Raw genomic sequence first — 20,151 nt, forward strand, 5'->3', positions numbered from 1 at the left:
TTTATCGCTCTTATCATTTTTTGTCGTATGTTACTTTGTCCAAAACGGCTTGCTGCCAACGCTAGTCTATAAAACGTATGCGTTTAAATACCTACATCTTTGTCCCGCGTTGATAAATAAATTTAAATGCACAAACGTTAAGAATCTACAATACAGCATATGTTTTATAGACATTGTTGTGGCTCGTGCCTACTCAAAATAATCCTCTCGGGTTGCGACTCCTGTGTTGACTCTATATATTTTTGGAAAGCCGTCCAAATAAATCACGTCTAAGATTTGTCCTTTTTCAATTTCATTTTTCTCATCCTCCTCCCAGTTTGTAATATAGCGTACACTGTCCACATAGTACTCTAGTTGAACTGCCCAGTAGTCTGGTCCCTTTCCACTTTTATACTCCTTGTCAATGACAGTTCCAGTTGTCCATAGTCCATCGTATTTTAATTCTTTTAATTCTCTGTCTTGATGGTAAAGACCAAAGGTGAATCCGTTTAAGGGAATTGAAATTAACAATATGCACTGGACTACCCACGATGCAGAGATAATTCTTTTAAGTCCATTGTAGAGACATACTGGAATAAGGATAAAAATCACTCCAAGCATGCAAATCCATTTAATCCACTCCATGTCAGAGTACATTAATTCTCTCGGCATAAAAAAAATAAAAAATTCAAGTCCGATGGCGATTACTAAAAATAAAATGGATTTTAAATTGTTCGTCATGTATGACTATGTCTGATTACTTTACGATGTCATTGTCTAAAGGCATGTGCCACCAACGTCTGGCTATGAGCCGTTGTTTTGGCCTTTAAAAATAATTAATAAAACAATGGCTTATAGCTTTTGTTGTGGGCAGCGGGCACCATTAGCCATTGTTAATCGTAGAATCCTTCACGATATCCATCTCCTTTAAAATCCTTCGTTTTAATTCTTTTGATTCTTTTAGAGATTTTAAACATCGCTCAAATAACTCAAGTTTGTCCGATGGAACGAACTCATAACCAACAACTATGGCATTAACTCTTTGCTCTTTGAAGAAAGTAGAATTAAACATCCCTTTTTTAATTGGCTTTGTGTTGGGCGTCATCGTTGTGTCGCCAATCTGAATTCTGATTAGAGCATTCAACGCTCCCCATGTATATTGATTAGTTATAAAAATGTCAGAGCCGTCTTTATACACCACATGAATTTTTCTCTCCCATTCTTCCCAGCCCTCCATTTTCTTTCCATCATAAGGAATGATTTCTCCTCCAAGTGGAACCTCTATAGTATAAGCTAAGAACTCGTCATTAAATTCAGAATACCCCCAAAACTCAATTGCTTGGGTCTCTGCTTCCTTCTCCCCACAGGAGACAAGTAAAATAAATGTGATTATTAAATTGGTTAACCTCATTTTTCTATTGGAGTTGCCCACAACGTTTGTGTATATGACGTGGCGCTGGCAAAATTAAAAATTAATATCTCCACTCCAGCGCCATGGAATATACACGGTGTTGTGGGCCGTTATGGGTCAATAACCCACAATGTTGTGTCCAATACACTTTCTCGATTTTGAATTAATGAGTCCGCGCTTATTTGTTTTATCCTGTATCTCAAGTTGTGATCGATGCTGATATTTATTACTTCGTCAATTAATTGTGAGTCCCTGTTCTGTAAATAGTCGTCAAGTAGTCTGTTTGCTAGTCTCATGTATGCCTGATCAGTCAACTCTTCATTTGTCGGACGATGTCTGGAATTGGAAAGTGCTTTTCCCATTAAGTATTGTCGGTACTTAATGCTGTGGCCTCTATGAATTAAGACTTTTTCATACTCTGGATTCAACACGACAATTGTCACCAGTCCGATGAAAATTATTGAAGTCGTCAATAGTATCGTCTTTCTTTTCATTGCTATCTCCAAGGAGTCTCTCCGACATAATGGCCCACAACGTTTGTGCATAAGCAGTGGCGGGAATTCGAAGCGCATCACTGTCCCACGACACCAAACGTATTTTGAAAAAATAAACTACAAATTTACACTGAACCCCGCCATTGATTATGCACTTTGTTGTGGGCCGTTTAAGCATCCACCCCATAATAGTTGTCCAGAAAGTCACGAATCTCTGTCAACGGTTTTAAGTCGTCCGCAAAGTCATTTGATTCACTCAAATTGTAAAACTCGTATCCTCTAACTTTGGTCACACAGTCATACTCTCCGATTAGATTGTCAATCAGCATTAAACAACCATATCCAATGTCACTTTTATTGTCATCGGTTAATGTCCCAGAAAATATTTGGATGTATAAATTGTCGTCCTCAGTTATTGGCAGAAACTTTAACTTTTTGGGGTCGAGTTCGATGCCTTTAACTGTTATTGTAATCTTGTTAATGTTTTCCTTCGAAACAGGTTGTCGGAAAGCAACAAAGTTCCACTTGTCAATGGTTGGTGAGTGATTCACAATTTCCTGTACTATGTCAAAATTCTCTTCAACTCCGTCAGCTGAGATAGTCATGACTATAAGGTCCCCATGCTTCTCAAACTCAACTGCAAGTCCTGTCTGTATTTTTCTTAGTTCAATGAGTATACTGTCAATTAGGTCGTAGTCCCCGTCAGTAATCTTTCTTAATCCCGCTTGTTGCTTTGTAAACCAGTCCCAGAATTGTTTAATCATATTTTTGTTGTCCGTCTTTATCGTTAGCACTTCGCTGTCCGCCTAAATGGCCCACAACGTTTGGCTATAAGCCACTAGTGGCCTATATATCTTTATTGGATTCGAAGTTAAACAGTTCATAATGGTATTCAAAAGCGCTTTTAAGGTAAAATTCGATCATTGCAGAAAAGAAACTTTCGTTTCCCATTCAAAAAACTGCATGGCCGAATTGCTTCCAATACATTTTCCTTCCTATAACATCAACCGAAACTCGAAACACTTGAAATTGTCGTAATCCAACTTAGTTTCATTAACTAAACGGAACCCATTTTCATTGATCACCTTCATGAAATCCTTTCTCGTAAGATGAGATTTACATTCGGGTTCTTTGTCGGTTTCGTCAGTTAATATATCAACGATATAAAGCTTGCCGTCTTTCTTGAGTATCCTTTTAAAATCCTTAACCATTTTATCCGGATTGGAAAAATGATGATAGGTATTCCTTACAATGACTTTGTCAAAAGTATTGGAGGGCAGCAGACTTGAATTTTCATTTCCCAGGATTGCATGATAGGTGATATCCTTCTGGTCGGATAGTTCCAAGAACTTCAGCCTGGTTTTGAGCTGGGATAAATTTGAGGAATTGATTTCGTTGGCATAAACCGTCAAATGATCGCAGTACATAGAAAGGACTCTTTCAAAATAACCGGATCCTGCACCGATATCGGCGATCACATCGTTCTTCCCGAAAGTGTATGTTTTTATTTCTGATAGAAAGACAGAATCCGGGACTTTTACCTTATCCGCATTGAAGTAATCAATGGATTGGTTGTGAATGAACTTCGATACCCTTTCTGTCCACAGCCTGGTTTTCTTTATTGTCGATAGCTGAGTGTTAAAATTCCTTTCCAATTCATAAATAAGCTCTAACGACACAAGTTTATTCATGGAAGAAACTAATGAAGGATCGAGTTCTTTTACATTTGAATAAGAATCACCGGGCTTATCGTTGGTGGACATGTTAATGATCTCAAGAGCAATTCTTTTTTCGTCCATGACTAAGGAAGAATTCCTGATGATATTCCGGACACTATCAGCCTGCCTCTCAATTCTTCTTATATCAGAAATTGATTTTTTATATGTGAGAGCATATAGTCTGTAATCTTCTACATTTTTAAATAAAGAGTCATTCTTGCTATTTATTATTTTGTCTATAACATCATCATGTTGCCCAAAAGCACATAATGCAGTACAGATTAAAAAATACAGGATAAAAATAAGGTTTAGCTTTTTCATTAATTCAATGAATGAAAGCGGGTCTGCATTTTGGAAGGCTTAAGATCCGAAGGTAAACAGTTCACCATTGAATCCAAAGATTGCCTACTTAAAATCCTCCCTTGCTTTCATTGCCCACTCCTTCTTTACGTTCTCAAAATCTTTGAGAAAACTTTCGTTTTGGAAGAGAAGGTTTACAAACTGCCTCGCAAATATTCTGGCGGATTCCGAATCGCTTGGATAATGTACTCCGATAATTTCACGAGAATGAGCCATGTCATAAGCGTCTTTGACAAAAACGTCCGTGAATTCCGGGGCAAGTTCCAGATAGATGTAAGCGTTTATGTAGGAATTCGCTGCATGTCCACTTGGATAAGCAGCCCAATCAGTTTCCTGTTGGTTTTTTACATTAGGATCAATCACTACGGGACGTATCCTTGCATACTTGAATTTCAAAGACCAGATAAAATAACTCGCATCCTGCCATACCCTAGCCATTAAGTCGGCTGTTACCGGGAGAGTTTCCGGATTAAACCATGAACCAACAGAACGACCGATGTGAAACAGGTTTCTACGATAGCGAGGGTAATCAGGATTATTGGGTTGTATTCTCAGGTTATAATAAATGTCCGCCAGGTATAGGCATTCTTTTACCTCCTGTTCGTTTCGATACTTTTGCAATGCCAACAGATAATTGATTTCTGCCCTTGTCTTGTCTGAACTGTTTGCAGGAACATCCGGGATTTTGAAATCTTCAGCCGTAATATTTTTAAGGTAGATCGGCTTAAGACTCATCCTCTTTTCAACAGTTTCCTTATCAGTAATAAATTTCTGTTTGTCGATTCCTTCATTGGAAGATTTTGTCTTGCCACTGAAGGCCTCTAGTTGTTTATAATGGCCACGTGATGGGGTTAACGTTTTCGTTTTCTGACCATAGCTGGATATCATACTGATCATTACAATTGAGGCAAATAACAATAGATGTTTCATTTTGAATTGTTTTTATCAGTAAGACGCAGACGAGGTGAAAAAGACGCAAGAATAAAGTTTGCGTCTTTTCCGGAGAGCAATCGTCATTAAAGCGAGCAACAAAGGTTGTTGTCTGATGACAAATCTACCGATTAAAACAAATGGAAAATCTTCTTGACCCGGGCGGTTGTGATGACAGCTGCTGTGGCGGCATCCGCACCGGATGTTGCTAGTAAATTTGAAAAGCAGTTTATCAACTGCTTTTCATTTCATTAAATGGAACAGGGAAACTACAAGGAGTTTTGTTTTCACAAACTACAATGTTACCGTACGAGTCTGTTTTAATATTATATCTCTCCTCCATCCTCCCTTTTAAAATCGTACGCGCTCGTTGTACTCTTGATTTAGCGCCTGAATATGAAATACTTAACTGCTCGGCAAGTTGAGTCTGGGAGAGATTTTGCATTTCTGTCAGTTCAAGGGCCTGCCTGTATTTATCAGGCAACTCAAAAAGCATCTCCCCAAGGCACGTCTCGACGCAATCATTTAACGGATGCTTTTGATCCTCCAAGTCTGATACCGGAATGAGTTTTTTAGAAGCCGCGCGAAAATGATCGGCGATCACGTTTCTTGTGATCTGATAGATCCATGACATCATCTTGTCCCTATCCTTGAGTTGTCCCATGTTCGAATGTATTTTCAAATAGACATCCTGCACCATGTCCTGAGCAAGGGATTTATCTTTTACTCTCCGATACACAAAAGCAACAAGCTCTTTGGATATCCTGGTCCAGGGAATTGTATCAATGTGCATATTAGATTTAGATTTTTACTTGCGAGAATGCATACAGAATTTCTCTCCCAATCTCCCTTACCCTTTCTGAATATTTGACCGACTCGATCGGGGTGCCATCGAATTCTTTAGGATCATCGTATGTCAACGCGATTCGGGCTGAAGCTCCCAATACAAGCGGGCAATTCTCATCCGCATGAGAGCATGTCATGATTGCTGCAAAATCCTTATTATGATTGAAGGGATCGTCATACTTTTTAGAGTAAGAGATGACAACCGGAGCATTCCGGGCATACCTAACTTCATATATTGGATTATAGTCTTCTTTTGTTTTTATAATTTCAAAGCCAGCATTCTGCATTGCCGTCACGGCCCTGGGATTAAAGGCCGTTGTCTCCGTCCCTCCTGAAAAACACTCTACTCCAGAAACTCCATAATAGTATGCCGCCGCCTGAGCCCATAGCTGTGCCAGGTGACTCCGTCGCGAATTATGAGTGCATATGAAATTCAAATAGACTTTTTCTCCGTCTTTAACTTTATTCTGAACGAAGGCCGTAAGCTGTTTCAAAACCTCTTTACGTTCAACTGGTATTTCGTCGAAATCATAAACAAGTGCTTTTACCGTGATCTCAAGTTCAGCAACCAATGAAGCATGTCTTAGTGAGGGTATTGACATTCGTTTATTATTTAAAGTTAGACGCCTACCACCAAACTTCTGCGCTCAAGAAGTACAACATCCCGCCAGGTACCTTTTAACTGACCCAGCCTTTCACGAACACCTACTATATGAAATCCACACGCCTCATGAATTTTTATACTGCTAATGTTCTCACGAAGCACGCCTGCCTGCAATGTCCAGAATCCATCACGCTCACTTGTTCCTATAAGTTCTGCCAGAAGAGTCTTTCCAATTCCTTTTCCCCTGGCGCTCTCACTCAGGTACACGCTTACTTCTGCTACACCCGCATAAACACATCGTCCGCTAACTGGTGTTAATGCTGCCCATCCTAACACATTACTATTCTCATCAATAGCTATCAATCTGCCCTTTGCCAGATGACTCTCATTCCATTCATCCCACTCTGGTGCAGAAGTTTGAAAGGTTGCATGACCAGTAGCAATGCCTTGTTCATAAATTGTTTTGACCTGATCCCAGTGCTCAGGCTGCATAGAAATGATCTTCATAGTAATTAGGTAATCAGTTGCAACAATCCGGACCACAGCACGACCTTGAGTCTTGCTTTTCGGCATAAACCGTAATACTGAAAATTCCATCCGTACCCCTAGTGAATCTTTCGATTGCCTCATCTGAGAGATAGTCTTTCAGGATTTCGGTGGGAAGTATAATTCGCTTTGCCTTTTGTACTGAAAGGTTTGTAAAGCCTGTCTCTTTAATAATGCCCAGATAATCATCCATCTGGATCGCACCGGATACACAACCGGCATACATCTCTGCGCTCTTTTGTAATCCTTCAGGAAGATTGCCAATCAATACAATATCTGACACACTGAAATGTCCACCCGTCTTTAAAATCCTGTAAGTCTCTGCGAATGCCTGTTTCTTGTTGGGAACAAGATTCAGCACACAATTGCTCACCACAACATCCGCTGTATTCCCGGCAAGCGGCATGTTCTCGATATCTCCCTGACGAAACTCAACGTTTGAATAGTTAAGCTTCTTTGCATTCAGTCTGGCTTTCTCAATCATCTTCTCGGTGAAGTCAATGCCGATCACCTTTCCACTTTCTCCAACAATCGAACGTGCTACGAACGCATCATTGCCAGCGCCGGATCCAAGATCAACAATAATGTCACCTTCTTTCATTTTAGCATGCTCCGTTGGTAGTCCGCAACCCAGGCCAAGGTCAGCATCTTTAGAATATCCTTTCAGGCTTGAATAGTCTTCGGCCATCACTGTATGATCAATCGTTCCACATCCTGTAGCTCCGCAACAGGATGTCTCATTGCTCTCTTTGCTTTGCCCTGCAATTTTCGAGTACATCTCTTTTACCATTAGTCTGATGTCTTCTGAGGTTTGTAAGGTGTTCATGTTCTTTGGTTTAATGTAATCGTAATATTGCGATCAGTTATGTCAAAAAAATACTTTAGCAGCAGTTTGCAGGCTGATACGTTTCGAACAGGCCGCCAATTAACTTTTGAGCCCTTGCCCAGGCTTTCTCATCAATGCAATAACAGACAGATGGTCCCTCTATATCACCTTTGATGAGTCCTGCTTTTTTCAACTCACTTAAATGTTGAGACACGGTTGATTGGGATAATGGAAGCTCATCGACAATGTCTCCACATACACATGATTTTTGTTTAATTAGAAACTGAAGAATAGCAATGCGGGCAGGGTGACCCAATGCCTTCGTTAATGAGGCCAGTTCATTTTGCGCTTTTGTAAATTCTTCTGTCTTGGTAAGTCCCATAATCCTGTAATCGTAAAATTACGATAAAGGTTTCATTGTTTGCAAAAACTCTTTAAAACTTCTTTAACCCAACCAGGATCTGGTGTATTAAATAAATAGTGATGCAATTTTTTAATTATGATTTACCAATCTTTTTTAACCACAAAGCAGCTTTTTTACGTAATTGAAGAACGATGTGAAATTGTCCGAAAAGCCGGAATCCATTAAAAATTCAACATCACCCCGGGCCGAAACCCCCTACCCTTATTCAGACCTTACTCAGACCTTACTCAGACCTTAGTCAGACTTATCACGGATTATCCCCGGATTACTTACCGATTCCTCTCTTATTCCTCCCGGATGTTCCGGCTTGTCTCCTCAGTGTCTTGACCTTGTAGTATCTGTGTAGTATGCTTGCCGATACGGATGATCATCGGATGATTGTCGAGTGCTGTTTAATTTATTCTATCATTTTTTTGACTTGTGCCACGGTTTTTACGTAATTGAAATACCGGTTAAATTCTGGAAAAGCCTGAATCTATTACAGATTCAAACACAACCCGGGCCCGAAACCTCCTACCCTTATGGAGACCTTAACGAGACCTTATGGAGACCTTATCGAGACCTTAACGAGACTTTTGCCTGATCATCTCCGGATTACCTACCTATCTCCTCCCTATTCCTCCCGGATGTTCCAGCTTGTCTGCTCAGAGTCATGACCTTGTAGTATCTGTGCAGTATGCTTGTCGATACGGACAATCATCGGATTGTGGATACTTAAATATGCACTGACGAAAAAAATCTTTTTGACTACAACATTTAGCCTTTACGCTACTTTATCCGTGCCCATGATCCGGAGTTTTGCATAAACAAAATATGGATTTATGAACATCGTACTCACAGGTTCTCTGGGGAACATAGGCAAACCGCTTACTCCTGAGCTGGTAAAAAAGGGACATTCAGTCACGGTTATCAGCAGCAGCAATGAAAAAGCCAAGGACATAAAAGCGTTGGGTGCAACGCCCGCGATCGGCAGAATCCAGGACGTAGACTTTTTAACGCGAACATTCAACGGTGCTGATATCGTCTATCTTATGGAAACAATGGAAGCCGTCGGTGATATGTTTGATAAAAGTGTAGACTTCATCGGCGGCATCAGCGCGATTGGTGAGAATTACAAAGAAGCTGTGTCACGGGCTGGCGTAAAAAACGTGATACACCTGAGCAGCATCGGTGCCGACATGAAACAAGGCAACGGCATTCTGGCTTTTCATCACAATGTTGAAACGATATTGCGAAGTCTGCCGGAAGATGTGGCCATTAAGTTTATCCGCCCTGTAGGATTCTACATTAATATGATGTCATTCATTCATACTATTAAAAGTCAGGGAGCTATTATCTCCAACTATGGGGGCGACATGAAAGAACCATGGGTCTCTCCAACCGATATTGCAAGCGTTATTGCAGCCGAAACCGGCTCGCCATTTCAAGGTCGCACCGTGCGCTATGTTGCCAGTGATGAGATCTCTCCCAACGAAATCGCAAGCGCAATTGGTCAGGCGATCGGAAAGCCGGACCTTCAATGGAAGGTGATCACGGATGAACAATTACTGAACAGCTGGCTAAAGGCTGGATTTAATGAACAGATCGCAAAAGGGTTTGTGGAATTACAGGCGGCACAAGGCGATGGATCGTTATATGTCGATTATTATAACCATAAACCGGAACTTGGGTTAGTTAAATTAAAGACCTTTGTTAAGGATTTTGCGGCAGCATACAATGAAAGCTAACCTGGCATTTGTGACCGGACATTCCGAAATAAAGATGAGCGTGAATACAAAAGAATTGCTATGACAGAAATTACACGGGTTAAAACGATCACCGAATATCACCGCACAAGAAGTCTTCCACCGCCGGAGCATCCGTTGATAAGTGTTATAGACTATTCCGATGTAAAGCTTCCACCGGAATTTAACAACACGAGGTGGGTACTGGACTTCTATTTTATTTCTCTCAAAAGAAATTTTGATGGCAAGATAAAATACGGGCAGCAGGAGTATGACTTTGACGAGGGACTGTTATTCTTCATCGCCCCGGGACAAGTATTTAGTGTTCAACGTGACAAGCCCGCCTCTAACGATAAGTCAGGGTGGATGCTCCTCATTCATCCGGATTTTCTCTGGAACACACCGTTAGCGAAAGGCATTAAGCAACATGACTTTTTTGGATATTCGCTCAACGAAGCTTTGTTTGTATCGCCAAAAGAGGAGACGATACTATTGACAGTCATACAGAATATCCGGCAGGAATACCATGCCAACATTGATAAATTCAGTCAGAACATAATAATATCCCAGATAGAAACCCTTCTCAATTATTCAGAGCGTTTCTATAACCGGCAATTCATCACACGGAAAAAATCTGCCCATCAGATTCTGATCAGGCTTGAAGATCTGATGGAAGGATATTTCAGTGACAATACCTTAACAGGTAATGGTCTTCCGACGGTAATTTATTTTGCAGACCAACTGAATCTTTCGCCAAAGTATCTTAGCAGCATGCTGAAAGTCCTTACGGGAAAAACCGTTCAGGAGTTTATTCACATAAAGCTTATTGAAAAAGCAAAGGAGAAACTTTCTACCTCCACCTTATCAATAGCTGAGATTGCATATCAACTGGGGTTCGAACATCCGCAGTCGTTCAGTAAACTATTTAAAGTCAGAACTGAAGTTTCCCCACTTCAATTCAGGCGATCATTCAATCAGAATTAGAGAGGTCCACCTGCTGCCAGGATTAACGACAATAAATCAACGCCAACCCAGTCCCGGTGCAACGTGCTTTAAAATGGATGACAGCACATGCACATTGTAATCAACTCCTAAGGTATTGGGTATCGTCAACAGCAACGTATCTGCTTCCTGGATTGCCTCATCTTTCGCCAGCTCTTTTATCAGTTGATCCGGTTCGGCTGCATAGCCTCTTCCAAAAATGGCGCGCTTGTCCTGTTCAATCATTCCGATCTTGTCTACCTGCTTTCCTTCCTGACCAAAATAATACTGATCCTGATCGTTCACCAAAGCAAAAATAGATCGGCTCACCGACACACGCGGTTCTCTCTTGTGTCCGGCTTTCTTCCATGCTTCTTTATACAGCCTGATCTGTTCGGCTTGCTGTATGTGAAAAGGCTTACCGCTTTCATCGAACTTCAGGGTAGAGCTTTGAAGGAACATTCCATTTTCTGCTGCCCAAACTGCCGTAGCATTGGAAGCTGCTCCCCACCAAATGCGTTGACGCAAACCTTCCGAGTGTGGTTCCAAGCGCAGCAAGCCTGGAGGATTGGGAAACATCGGATAAGGATTAGGCTGGGCAAAGCCTACGCCCTTTAACTTTTCAAGAAACTCCAGCGCTTTACTTCTACCCATCTCAGCATCCGTTTCACCTTTGGCTGGTTCATATCCGAAGTGGCGCCATCCTTCAATAACTTGTTCAGGAGAACCTCTGCTGATTCCCAACTGCAATCGTCCACCGGAAATCAGATCTGCAGCTCCAGCGTCTTCCACCATATAGAGTGGATTTTCATAACGCATATCAATTACACCTGTTCCGATCTCTATTTTTTTTGTCTTGGCTCCGATGGCGGAGAGCAAAGGAAATGGAGAAGCCAGCTGAGCGGCAAAATGATGCACGCGGAAGTAGGCGCCGTCTAATCCAATTTCTTCGGCAGCGACGGCCAGATCAATTGATTGAAGTAAAGTATCTCCTGCTGAACGGGTTTTGTAAGCAGGGTGGTTCGACCAATGTCCAAACGATAAAAATCCTATCTTCTTCATAAATGTTCTTTCTTCAGATTCAATCCTGTATTCTCGTTCAATAACTTCATTACATTGCTTTTCGTTCAATTCTTTGCAAACGTGTCAGAAATTTCTGTATTTAGATACTCCCCTCCAAACTGTATCAAATCCTGATTATGACTCTTCGAAATAAAGTCACGCTTCTTTTCGCCATTATATTAATCGGAACCGGGTCGTGCTCACGCAACACAGAGAAGTCACCAGACTATAGTTTCGAACAGTACATACGGTTCAACCATTTGTATATTGTGATTGACAGCACCACATACGAACTTTTGTCTGGCAGCAATTCTTTCTTAAAAGAGTTTTCAGGTGTGGTTGAGAGTCAAAGTGATTCCAAAGACGAAAGTTGGTCAGGAAAATATTTATATGGTAAAGGTCATTACCTCGAGATATTCAAGCCGGGAGGTTATCCCGGATCCACTTTAGGGAATGTCGGCCTCGGCTTCATGCCAACCAAAATGGGCACGCTCGACTCCTTATATAAACGCTGGTCACAAACTGAAGACAGCGTCGATCGAAAAGATCGAACAATTCTGGATAATGGTGTCAATTACCCCTGGTTTACTGCGTTGTCGATTTACGATGCTGACTCGCTGCAACTACGAGTATTCCTTTTGGAGAACGCCAAAGAAGATATGCTTTATTCGGGCTTCACGGAAAAAGATCTGCAGGGTGAGATCGAATACTGGGATTATATGAGATACTATCGTGCTCACGTCCGTAAGACATCACCTGATTCAATCAGGTTCACGAAGCTTTTTGAAAAGATTGAGACGATACATCTGACTGTATCTGAAAAAGAGTTGCACATGTTAACCCAGCACTTGCAGGATTTTGGATTCCAACTTCAGGGCAGAACATTTCGTGGAAGGGACATTGACATTACCTATAATCTTGATAACAACCCGCATCGTCTGCTGCAAAGGATTGACTTTAAACTAACCGATTCCCTGGCAGCGGCAGAGTTTACTTTGAATAAATTAAGCATTACTGTGAAGGGCAGAAATGCATCTTTTAGATTTCAGAATTGAGAACATTTCAAAGGGTAAGCATGAATTCGATATCTCAGTTTAAGAATCTAGAACCACTGTTTCGCAAAGTTCTACCTATACTATTCGAACTTCTAGGAAATCAACCACTTGACTGGTTGACGATCGGTAAGGTCACGCAACGCTCCTTAAATAAAAGACGTGAACGCATCGAACGTACTGGCGGAGGCATTTTCGTGGAAACCTCTTTGGTCGATGTTATCATGGGTATTGTCCTCGAAAAGCCACACGCTAAATCAATGTATTTGTTTATCAAAAGGTTGTTAGAAGAGCTGGCTCAACATCTTGATGACAACGAGAAAACCTTAATTAAAGACAATATATTTGGCCTGTTAACCAACGTAGACCTGAAATATCTCAACCACTTAGGAGAACTGTGTATTCTGAATGCAATCAAAAAACAGTTGGGATATAAACTTGTTGCTACTGAATTTCCGCGTGTTACCCAAGAAAAAGAAGGTAGCAAAATCGATTTCAGATTTTTAATCGATGCCACTGGCAGTTACCTCTTAGTTGAAGTTGTTAGCCTACACTTACCGATAGACAAGAAATTGGATGATGCCGCGATCGAGAATATTCTAATGCAAAAAATTCCCACTAAGTTAAAAACGAAAGGAATTCAGCAACGCCCGGATTTTTATCTTGCACCGATCTTATGGGGAAGAAAGGAACTTATTGAGTCTTTTATAGATTACTACGAAAAAGTAAAACCAACGTTTCAAAACACATTGATCCCAAGTTGTTTTGTAGCATATCATTATGGCAACGATGAAATAATTCACGAGTTTGGATCAATTGACACTATCTTGAAGGATCATTGAGGCTGCCATTAGTGGTTTTGATTACTATTCACACATCTTCTAAAATGCTCAATTAATACCACCACCCCTGCGAAGTGAGAATCATAGAGGACACTGTCCCTCCAACAGTTATTTCCTCTTTCTTATAAAATTCGGCCTGAAAATCCTTGACGCGTTCAATTGGCCAGGAAACAAATCTTTTTAAAACGTCTCCTTCTTCCATTGGTTTAAGAAGATCACTTTGAAGGGCGCGGAGCATCGCTGAACTGTATCCACTGAAGAAAATATTGTGCATGACTGGGTCGCCATTATTGAAGATAATCGTCGTGCCTTTGGATAGGATCGTATCATAAATATACTGTCTTCGCTCCTCTACCGAATCCGCCCTTCGGTCCGGCGGAATAAAATCAACTACGGTGCGCCTGGAGCAAGATAGTGAAGGCTCTGGTGACCAATATTTCCCTTCACCATCGAGACGATAGTTTGTTATCAAGAATAACTCTGGAGTTAGTGTACCGTTAGCAATTGGTTCAAATCCAGCGACATGAAGGCCAATATTCTTTTCTAGCACTTGCTTCAATGGTAAACCGTTCTTTAACGTTGATTCAAGCTGTTTGGCTAGGTACTTCGAAAGTGATTCAAGAGTAGTATGCTTGTCTGGATTTTCGTTTAGGTATTCATTCTCTCGGTTGAGCCAATTATCGATCGACCACGTATCGAATTGGGCAAAGCCGAAAAATGAAACGACACAGTTTGCTTGATCAAATTTTACAAACTTTCGCACATCCGAACGCAGCACCTCGCCCTCCTTGGTAATATAACCATCAGACGCTACCGCAATTTTATCGATTGCAAAAAGATTACTAATAACTGTCATAATGTTCGGGTATCGGATGTTAATTCGTATTGTAAAAATGTTTCTTTTATAAATAAAATGTCAGCAGCGTTGAACTTCTGATATGATCCGGTCTCCCTTTTGGAGAAGAGACCATGAGATATTTCGTATTCAAACCGTTCTGTCAATACCTCGCTGATTAATCCCATATCGTCTGGCAGTTCGGTCAGGTTAATTACAAAAACATGTCCTTGATGAGATCCATTGTGAGTGGGGAAAAAACCATTGTTGGGTAATTGATCGCCAATGGGTTTTAAAATCAACGCACTGATTTCATGGCACAAGGAAATGCACACACGAGTTCGTTCTGTCTGCACAATATCTTCAAGCAACTCGGCGACCGATTGCAGCTCGTAGCTATCTGGTAAAAATTCTTGGCTTCCAATTACAAAAGGAATCGACAACCCATTCCTTCCCATGTTTTGCCAGGAGATAAGTAGTGCTTCCCAGTACCTCATAGGTCGGAGAAGGTCACAGTGAATTGCAAGACTCGGCGCGGATCAAATTTCATTATCGTCATTTTTCCGTTTGTCTTTTGGTTTGTTACCCATCAATGTTATAAGTTCATACGCCAGTTCATCAGGGTAGGTAGGTTTCCACGACCATAAATCATTTTTCATAAACTTGATACCGTTCTTCTGTGGTCATTTTTCGGCTTGGTGTGTAAACCTTGGTTGTTTCCTATTTAGAGTTTCTGGATTTTATTTGAATGCAGACACTTGCCACTGCTCTGTCGTTCTAGAGATGAAACTATCAAAATAAGTAAAAAAATCCCGAACCATTAATGATGGGATTCCTTACGTACGCTACGGGTCTCGAATATCGAACTTTTTTCTTCAAGATCTCTCAAAATTCCAAAGTGATTATTTATAAGAAAAATGTCTCTAGAATTCTTGTACGAATTTTCCCAAATCGCAACAAATTAGCTTGCGGGCTCACTTATCCAAAGCGACCCTTTGAATCAATTAGTGTGCACGTCGACGAATATTTATTCAAATATATGGCTACGTAAATCTGAATTTACAAAGCTGTTAACACTTTGGGAGTTATTTTAGCGCAAGATTTAGTCAGGACATTACTTTGGGCATGGATCAAATTCACTGGCCTAATTTTAATCGCTATTAAAATGAAACCAGAACCATGGCTGCTAATTTTATAGCCAGGATGGAAAAGTTCTACGTTTGAACTATAGCTAAATATACTAATCATGAAAACTTACTCAGACAAATAAAGAATTTAATGGTATTTTTTGTTGCTTTAATGAGCGATTCTTTAGGGCTCCATAATAAAAAATGATTCGCTACAAACCGCTTAGAACTAACTAGTATGCATAAACCGCCGAGTCGGATTGATATCAAAACTTTTCATAAACCATTTCCTCCTTAACCTTTCGTCCAAATGAATAACACCGGCTTTAAAATTATTGCCATCACTCCACTCCAAGGATGCAATAAGTATTTCCTTAAAATATTAAGCACAAACAAACCATATTATTTATTCAATAATTATCAGATTACACAGGACGAAAATGGAATTGAGAAAATAACCCTAAAAGAAGAACCACCTCGATTATATGATCTAGGAAAGTTAAAAATAAACATATCAGCAATCGTCGGAAAAAATGGATCGGGTAAAAGCAGCTTAGTCGAATTGCTTTATGTCGCATTTTACAATATTGCAAAACAACAAAGATTATTACCTAAAAAGGATGAAAACGGTCTCTTATACAAGTTCGAAGAGAATATAAACATAGCAATCTACTTCACAAACAATGAAGACATCTTCAAACTTGAGCAAAAGTCAGGCATAAATACACTCTATAAATTCAAAAAGTCATTCATTGGTTTTGACGAAGAAAAAAGAGTTGATTCAAAGAAAATACTAGAACACCTCTTCTACAATATCGTTGTTAATTATTCGCATTATGCATTAAATGAGAATGATCTCGGGCCTTGGATTAAGGCCATTTTCCATAAAAACGACGCATATCAAACGCCGATTGTTCTGAACCCTTTCCGCGATGAGGGAAACATCGATATAAACATCGAAAATCATTTAGTAAAGTCACGTATGCTCGTGAATATTTTAGAGCCTAAAGTTAAAAGTTTCTTCTTCCGAAGTTCTCCAAAGACTCCAACCAAACTTCATTTCTCTTTAAATTATGACAAATTTCAGGTTAACAAGAAATCAAAAAAGATTTCTTTAGTACTCACAAACGGAGTGAAGTCATATGTGTTTCCCAGTATTTATGAAGTATTTTATAACGATCCGACATTCATCCCGGCTGATAACCTTCTTAACAAGTACGCCAAAGAATACATTCTCAGAAAACTCCATTCAATCATTGCCAAATACAAACATTACTTGAAATACAGGGGCTATAAAAATAGAGGAACAAACGCCTTAATGATCAAATACCTTAAAGCATTGAGGGCCGATAAGAGCCACATAACCTTTAAATTAAAACAAGCTATAAATTTTCTTCGTTTCGATGCACTGCCAAAGGACAAAGAAGTCTTTTCATTGAATGTTAGCAAGCTCTCTTCAACGATTTCAGAGATTGAAAAGAACAACGGTATTGATGCTTTAGAGTTAGCACCCCCTTCATTCCTTTCGGTCGACATTGAATTTTCGCAACCAGAAAACCTCTTCTCAAAATTAAGCTCCGGCGAAAAACAAAAAACTTACGCATTAGCTTCGGTAATTTATCATTTAAAGAATATTGAGTCAGTTTTGAAAAATCAAGAAACTATAGACCATCAAAACGAATTAATTAAATACAAAAATATTAACATAATATTTGATGAGATAGAACTTTATTACCACCCCGATCTTCAGCGTCGTTTTATTAAAGATTTAATCGATAGCCTTGCCGCAGCCAAATTCAAATTGATCAACTCAATAAACTTTATCTTTATTACACATTCCCCTTTTGTCTTATCAGATATCCCAGAACAGAATACATTATATCTTGATCTTTTAAATCAAAAAGCAATTCAGCGATACCCAGTCACCAACACTTTTGGAGGAAATATTCACGATCTCTTGTCCAATAGCTTTTTCCTAGATTCAGACGGATACATGGGAGAATTCGCCAAATCAAAAATAAAGATGGCACATTCATTTTTGACAAAAATAATCAAGTCTAGAAATCCTAATCTCCCCATAGATCTTCAAAAAAAACTCGAAATTAGAAAACTGATCGATATTATTGGCGAACCTCTGATACGCACTGGTCTGAACGACCTATACGCTGATGCCTATCTTCAAACAAAGTCAAGTATTAACGAAGAAGTCAGCAGATTAGAAAATTTAAAAAGAAATCTTCCTGAATAATGATCTCAATCCCAAATAAAAATATAGATGAGATAATCTTCTTACTTCAAGAAGATATTTCAAAATATCACAAGGAAATCGTCGCAAGTCTGGATAATTTATCAGTAACCCTTATCAATCCCGACGAAATCGAATATGTAAAACACATCAAATCACTGGGTGTCAATTTAATTACCGCCAATAATAGTGATTTGAATAAATATAAGAATGATTTTGACAGAATCATCGACCCCATCAAAATGAAGGCGAAGTCGAAAAAGATATTCAGAGATGAAATAATTTCTAGGCTAGGATATTCTTCATTACGGACAGTTTTCTATCCGAAATATTTTCAGAAAGTCGGAATTAAATCATGCGTGTACTGCAACTCACAACTCACCGTCACCATCGAGCGGAAAAAAAAGCAACTGCAAGCTAAATTTCAAGTTGACCACTATCTTCCAAAAATCAAATACCCGTGTTTCAGCATCTCTCTATTTAATCTTTATCCAGTATGCGCTAACTGCAATAACGTTAAAGGTGTAAAACAAATTAAATTCAACCTTTACTCAAACACGGAAGCCAATCCATCACCATTTCATTTTAAATTAGCAACCGGCTGTCAGGCAAAGTACATGTTAACCCGGAACCTGGAGGACATCGAATTCAAATTTACTGAACCACCCCCAACCAAGGGAATTGAATCATTTGATTCCCTATTTGCTATTCAGAAAATCTATGACACCCAGAAAGATGTAGTTGCGGAGTTAATTTTAAAGGCAGTATCCTACAACGATGCTTACAAGGAAATGCTGGCAAATTCACTTCCAAAAATGTTTCAGGACAAAAGTATAGTAAACCGGCTACTAACTGGTACCTACACAGATGAAAAAGACATTCACAAACGACCTATGTCAAAGTTTATAAGCGATATAGCTTGTCAAATAGGATTGATAAAAAAAGATTGACAAAATATTGTTTGGGTTTAACCACCTTATGGCCAAAAGACATCGATAGCGATAACTCCTTTAAGGAGCGTTTTTATAAATTCAATCTTTATAGGGAAAACATTCTGCAATTCTTCTATTTTTTGGAACCAGACGCGGTTTTGTCAGTGTTTGCCGTATCCACCAACCGATCCTTCGAAATACTACTGTAAAGCTGTTGGGATAGTTCAGATTTAAGAAAATCATCATCCATTAATTTAACAAACAATGTGGCTGAGACCTTAGTATCCAGCTTAATCCTGTCCCCTTTCTTATTATAGGTTAACTTACCGTTTAAGTGAGGGTGCCGCGTAATAAAATTCTTAATATCCTTAAACGGTAACTTAATTACTGGAGAATCTGCATTTACGCGAAGAACCTTACGTGCAAATGCCGGCTTTTCGCTAATCAACTGATTTAAGTATTCAGGATTTTCAACCAGTGACATTTTATTCAACACATCGACAACCTTTTCAGCCTTCTTCTTCAAAACGTTGTGAATTTTAAAGTTTGATTCCATTACCTTTTCGTTAAGAACGTACAAAACCTTATCGTAAAGCAAGAAATCGATCTTACTGTTTAACTTAAAAATTTCTTCATCCGGCACAGAAACGAATCTTGATCCACTTCTTCCAAATATTGCGTAGGTATCTCGCCTTATTGCGTCCATTGGGTAATGCTCCTTGTAGAAAGAGAATTTCACTTTGTCATTACCCATGATAAAAATGTAGCCATCGAGCTTCCTCTTTCCGTCTTTAGAATATTCATATTTATCCACGTCCGGCTTGTTTAAAAGTTCCTCCAACTGCTCCAGAGGCGACACAAGTGCAATGTCAAATATGAATGCATCATAATGTCGTTCATCCGCCGTACTCACATTACCTACTGAAAGATCCCTATCGGAATAACCCGCCAAGAATAAAGTAAATTTAGTCGCCAGATCCTCTCTTACTGATTTATCTATATCAACAAGTCGAATGATTGGAGTAAACGGTGTCTCCTCATTTTTAAAAACAAAGTACATCGTGAGGTAGGGAGGCTTCCCTTCCAATATTTTCTTATGTAGTGCAGCAAAGTTTTTCATTATTTGTATTTTGAAGCAAAAAATATTTTATCATCCATCTTATTCAACAGAATTTGGTTCCCAACATCAAGCCGATCCCTTGATATCACGATA

General features: G+C 39.6%; 21 protein-coding genes. 6 read left to right on the top strand and 15 right to left on the bottom strand.

Translation table 11 applies throughout. The features are described from left to right. Nucleotides 1-189: 189 nt before the first annotated feature. The 11 genes from HOP08_19825 to HOP08_19875 form a co-directional block, all read right to left on the bottom strand. Nucleotides 190-624, bottom strand: coding sequence for a hypothetical protein (locus tag HOP08_19825; protein NOT77179.1), 435 nt, complete (start codon nt 622-624; stop codon nt 190-192). Nucleotides 625-862: 238 nt separating this feature from the next. Next, the gene (locus tag HOP08_19830; protein ID NOT77180.1) at nt 863-1,390 is read right to left on the bottom strand and encodes a hypothetical protein; all 528 of its coding nucleotides are present in this window, start codon (nt 1,388-1,390) and stop codon (nt 863-865) included. Between the two features lie 411 nt (nt 1,391-1,801). Next, complete coding sequence (locus HOP08_19835; protein NOT77181.1) at nt 1,802-1,978, bottom strand: hypothetical protein; 177 nt, start codon at nt 1,976-1,978, stop codon at nt 1,802-1,804. 76 nt (nt 1,979-2,054) lie between these two features. Then, on the bottom strand, nt 2,055-2,648 hold the full coding sequence (locus HOP08_19840; GenBank protein NOT77182.1) for a hypothetical protein: 594 nt from the start codon (nt 2,646-2,648) through the stop codon (nt 2,055-2,057). A 231-nt stretch (nt 2,649-2,879) separates the two neighbouring features. Next, nucleotides 2,880-3,683, bottom strand: a complete 804-nt coding sequence (locus tag HOP08_19845; GenBank protein NOT77183.1) for a class I SAM-dependent methyltransferase — start codon at nt 3,681-3,683, stop codon at nt 2,880-2,882. A 324-nt stretch (nt 3,684-4,007) separates the two neighbouring features. Further along, entirely contained in the window at nt 4,008-4,892 is an 885-nt protein-coding gene (locus HOP08_19850; GenBank protein ID NOT77184.1) for a phosphatase, read from the bottom strand. 232 nt (nt 4,893-5,124) lie between these two features. Beyond that, complete coding sequence (locus tag HOP08_19855; GenBank protein NOT77185.1) at nt 5,125-5,685, bottom strand: sigma-70 family RNA polymerase sigma factor; 561 nt, start codon at nt 5,683-5,685, stop codon at nt 5,125-5,127. 7 nt (nt 5,686-5,692) lie between these two features. Next, complete coding sequence (locus tag HOP08_19860; GenBank protein ID NOT77186.1) at nt 5,693-6,340, bottom strand: protein-tyrosine-phosphatase; 648 nt, start codon at nt 6,338-6,340, stop codon at nt 5,693-5,695. A gap of 17 nt (nt 6,341-6,357) precedes the next feature. Further along, nucleotides 6,358-6,855 carry an N-acetyltransferase gene (locus tag HOP08_19865; GenBank protein ID NOT77187.1) on the bottom strand — a complete coding sequence of 166 codons (498 nt, stop codon included), beginning with the start codon at nt 6,853-6,855 and terminating at the stop codon, nt 6,358-6,360. 7 nt (nt 6,856-6,862) lie between these two features. Further along, complete coding sequence (locus tag HOP08_19870) at nt 6,863-7,714, bottom strand: arsenite methyltransferase (GenBank protein ID NOT77188.1); 852 nt, start codon at nt 7,712-7,714, stop codon at nt 6,863-6,865. 55 nt (nt 7,715-7,769) lie between these two features. Continuing rightward, nucleotides 7,770-8,096: a winged helix-turn-helix transcriptional regulator gene (locus HOP08_19875; protein ID NOT77189.1), complete on the bottom strand. Its 327-nt coding sequence runs from the start codon at nt 8,094-8,096 to the stop codon at nt 7,770-7,772. Between the two features lie 863 nt (nt 8,097-8,959). Here HOP08_19875 and HOP08_19880 point away from each other — a divergent pair. Next, nucleotides 8,960-9,865 (top strand): NmrA family NAD(P)-binding protein, encoded by a 906-nt coding sequence (locus tag HOP08_19880; GenBank protein ID NOT77190.1) that lies wholly within the window; start codon nt 8,960-8,962, stop codon nt 9,863-9,865. Nucleotides 9,866-9,925: 60 nt separating this feature from the next. Then, entirely contained in the window at nt 9,926-10,846 is a 921-nt protein-coding gene (locus tag HOP08_19885) for a helix-turn-helix transcriptional regulator (GenBank protein ID NOT77191.1), read from the top strand. Nucleotides 10,847-10,882: 36 nt separating this feature from the next. On the opposite strand, the gene HOP08_19890 is transcribed toward HOP08_19885, so the two are convergent. Further along, nucleotides 10,883-11,905, bottom strand: a complete 1,023-nt coding sequence (locus HOP08_19890) for an LLM class flavin-dependent oxidoreductase (protein NOT77192.1) — start codon at nt 11,903-11,905, stop codon at nt 10,883-10,885. A gap of 137 nt (nt 11,906-12,042) precedes the next feature. Here HOP08_19890 and HOP08_19895 point away from each other — a divergent pair, with 137 nt between their 5' ends. Then, complete coding sequence (locus HOP08_19895; protein NOT77193.1) at nt 12,043-12,960, top strand: hypothetical protein; 918 nt, start codon at nt 12,043-12,045, stop codon at nt 12,958-12,960. Nucleotides 12,961-12,980: 20 nt separating this feature from the next. Further along, nucleotides 12,981-13,799, top strand: a complete 819-nt coding sequence (locus tag HOP08_19900) for a hypothetical protein (GenBank protein NOT77194.1) — start codon at nt 12,981-12,983, stop codon at nt 13,797-13,799. A 52-nt stretch (nt 13,800-13,851) separates the two neighbouring features. Here HOP08_19900 and HOP08_19905 read toward each other — a convergent pair whose 3' ends face one another. Together HOP08_19905 and HOP08_19910 are read right to left on the bottom strand one after the other, a co-directional pair. Next, nucleotides 13,852-14,655 (bottom strand): hypothetical protein, encoded by an 804-nt coding sequence (locus HOP08_19905; GenBank protein ID NOT77195.1) that lies wholly within the window; start codon nt 14,653-14,655, stop codon nt 13,852-13,854. Beyond that, nucleotides 14,652-15,131: a hypothetical protein gene (locus tag HOP08_19910; GenBank protein ID NOT77196.1), complete on the bottom strand. Its 480-nt coding sequence runs from the start codon at nt 15,129-15,131 to the stop codon at nt 14,652-14,654. Before HOP08_19910 ends, HOP08_19905 begins: the two co-directional genes overlap by 4 nt. Nucleotides 15,132-16,071: 940 nt before the next feature. Here HOP08_19910 and HOP08_19915 point away from each other — a divergent pair. Both HOP08_19915 and HOP08_19920 read left to right on the top strand, forming a co-directional pair. Then, nucleotides 16,072-18,009, top strand: a complete 1,938-nt coding sequence (locus tag HOP08_19915; protein ID NOT77197.1) for an AAA family ATPase — start codon at nt 16,072-16,074, stop codon at nt 18,007-18,009. A 614-nt stretch (nt 18,010-18,623) separates the two neighbouring features. Then, nucleotides 18,624-18,956 (top strand): hypothetical protein, encoded by a 333-nt coding sequence (locus tag HOP08_19920; protein ID NOT77198.1) that lies wholly within the window; start codon nt 18,624-18,626, stop codon nt 18,954-18,956. 115 nt (nt 18,957-19,071) lie between these two features. Here the strand turns inward: HOP08_19920 and HOP08_19925 are convergent, their stop codons facing one another. Beyond that, on the bottom strand, nt 19,072-20,058 hold the full coding sequence (locus HOP08_19925; GenBank protein ID NOT77199.1) for a DUF4868 domain-containing protein: 987 nt from the start codon (nt 20,056-20,058) through the stop codon (nt 19,072-19,074). Nucleotides 20,059-20,151: the final 93 nt, after the last annotated feature.

It is taken from the genome of Cyclobacteriaceae bacterium, assembly GCA_013141055.1.
Taxonomy (GTDB): Bacteria; Bacteroidota; Bacteroidia; order Cytophagales; family Cyclobacteriaceae; genus ELB16-189.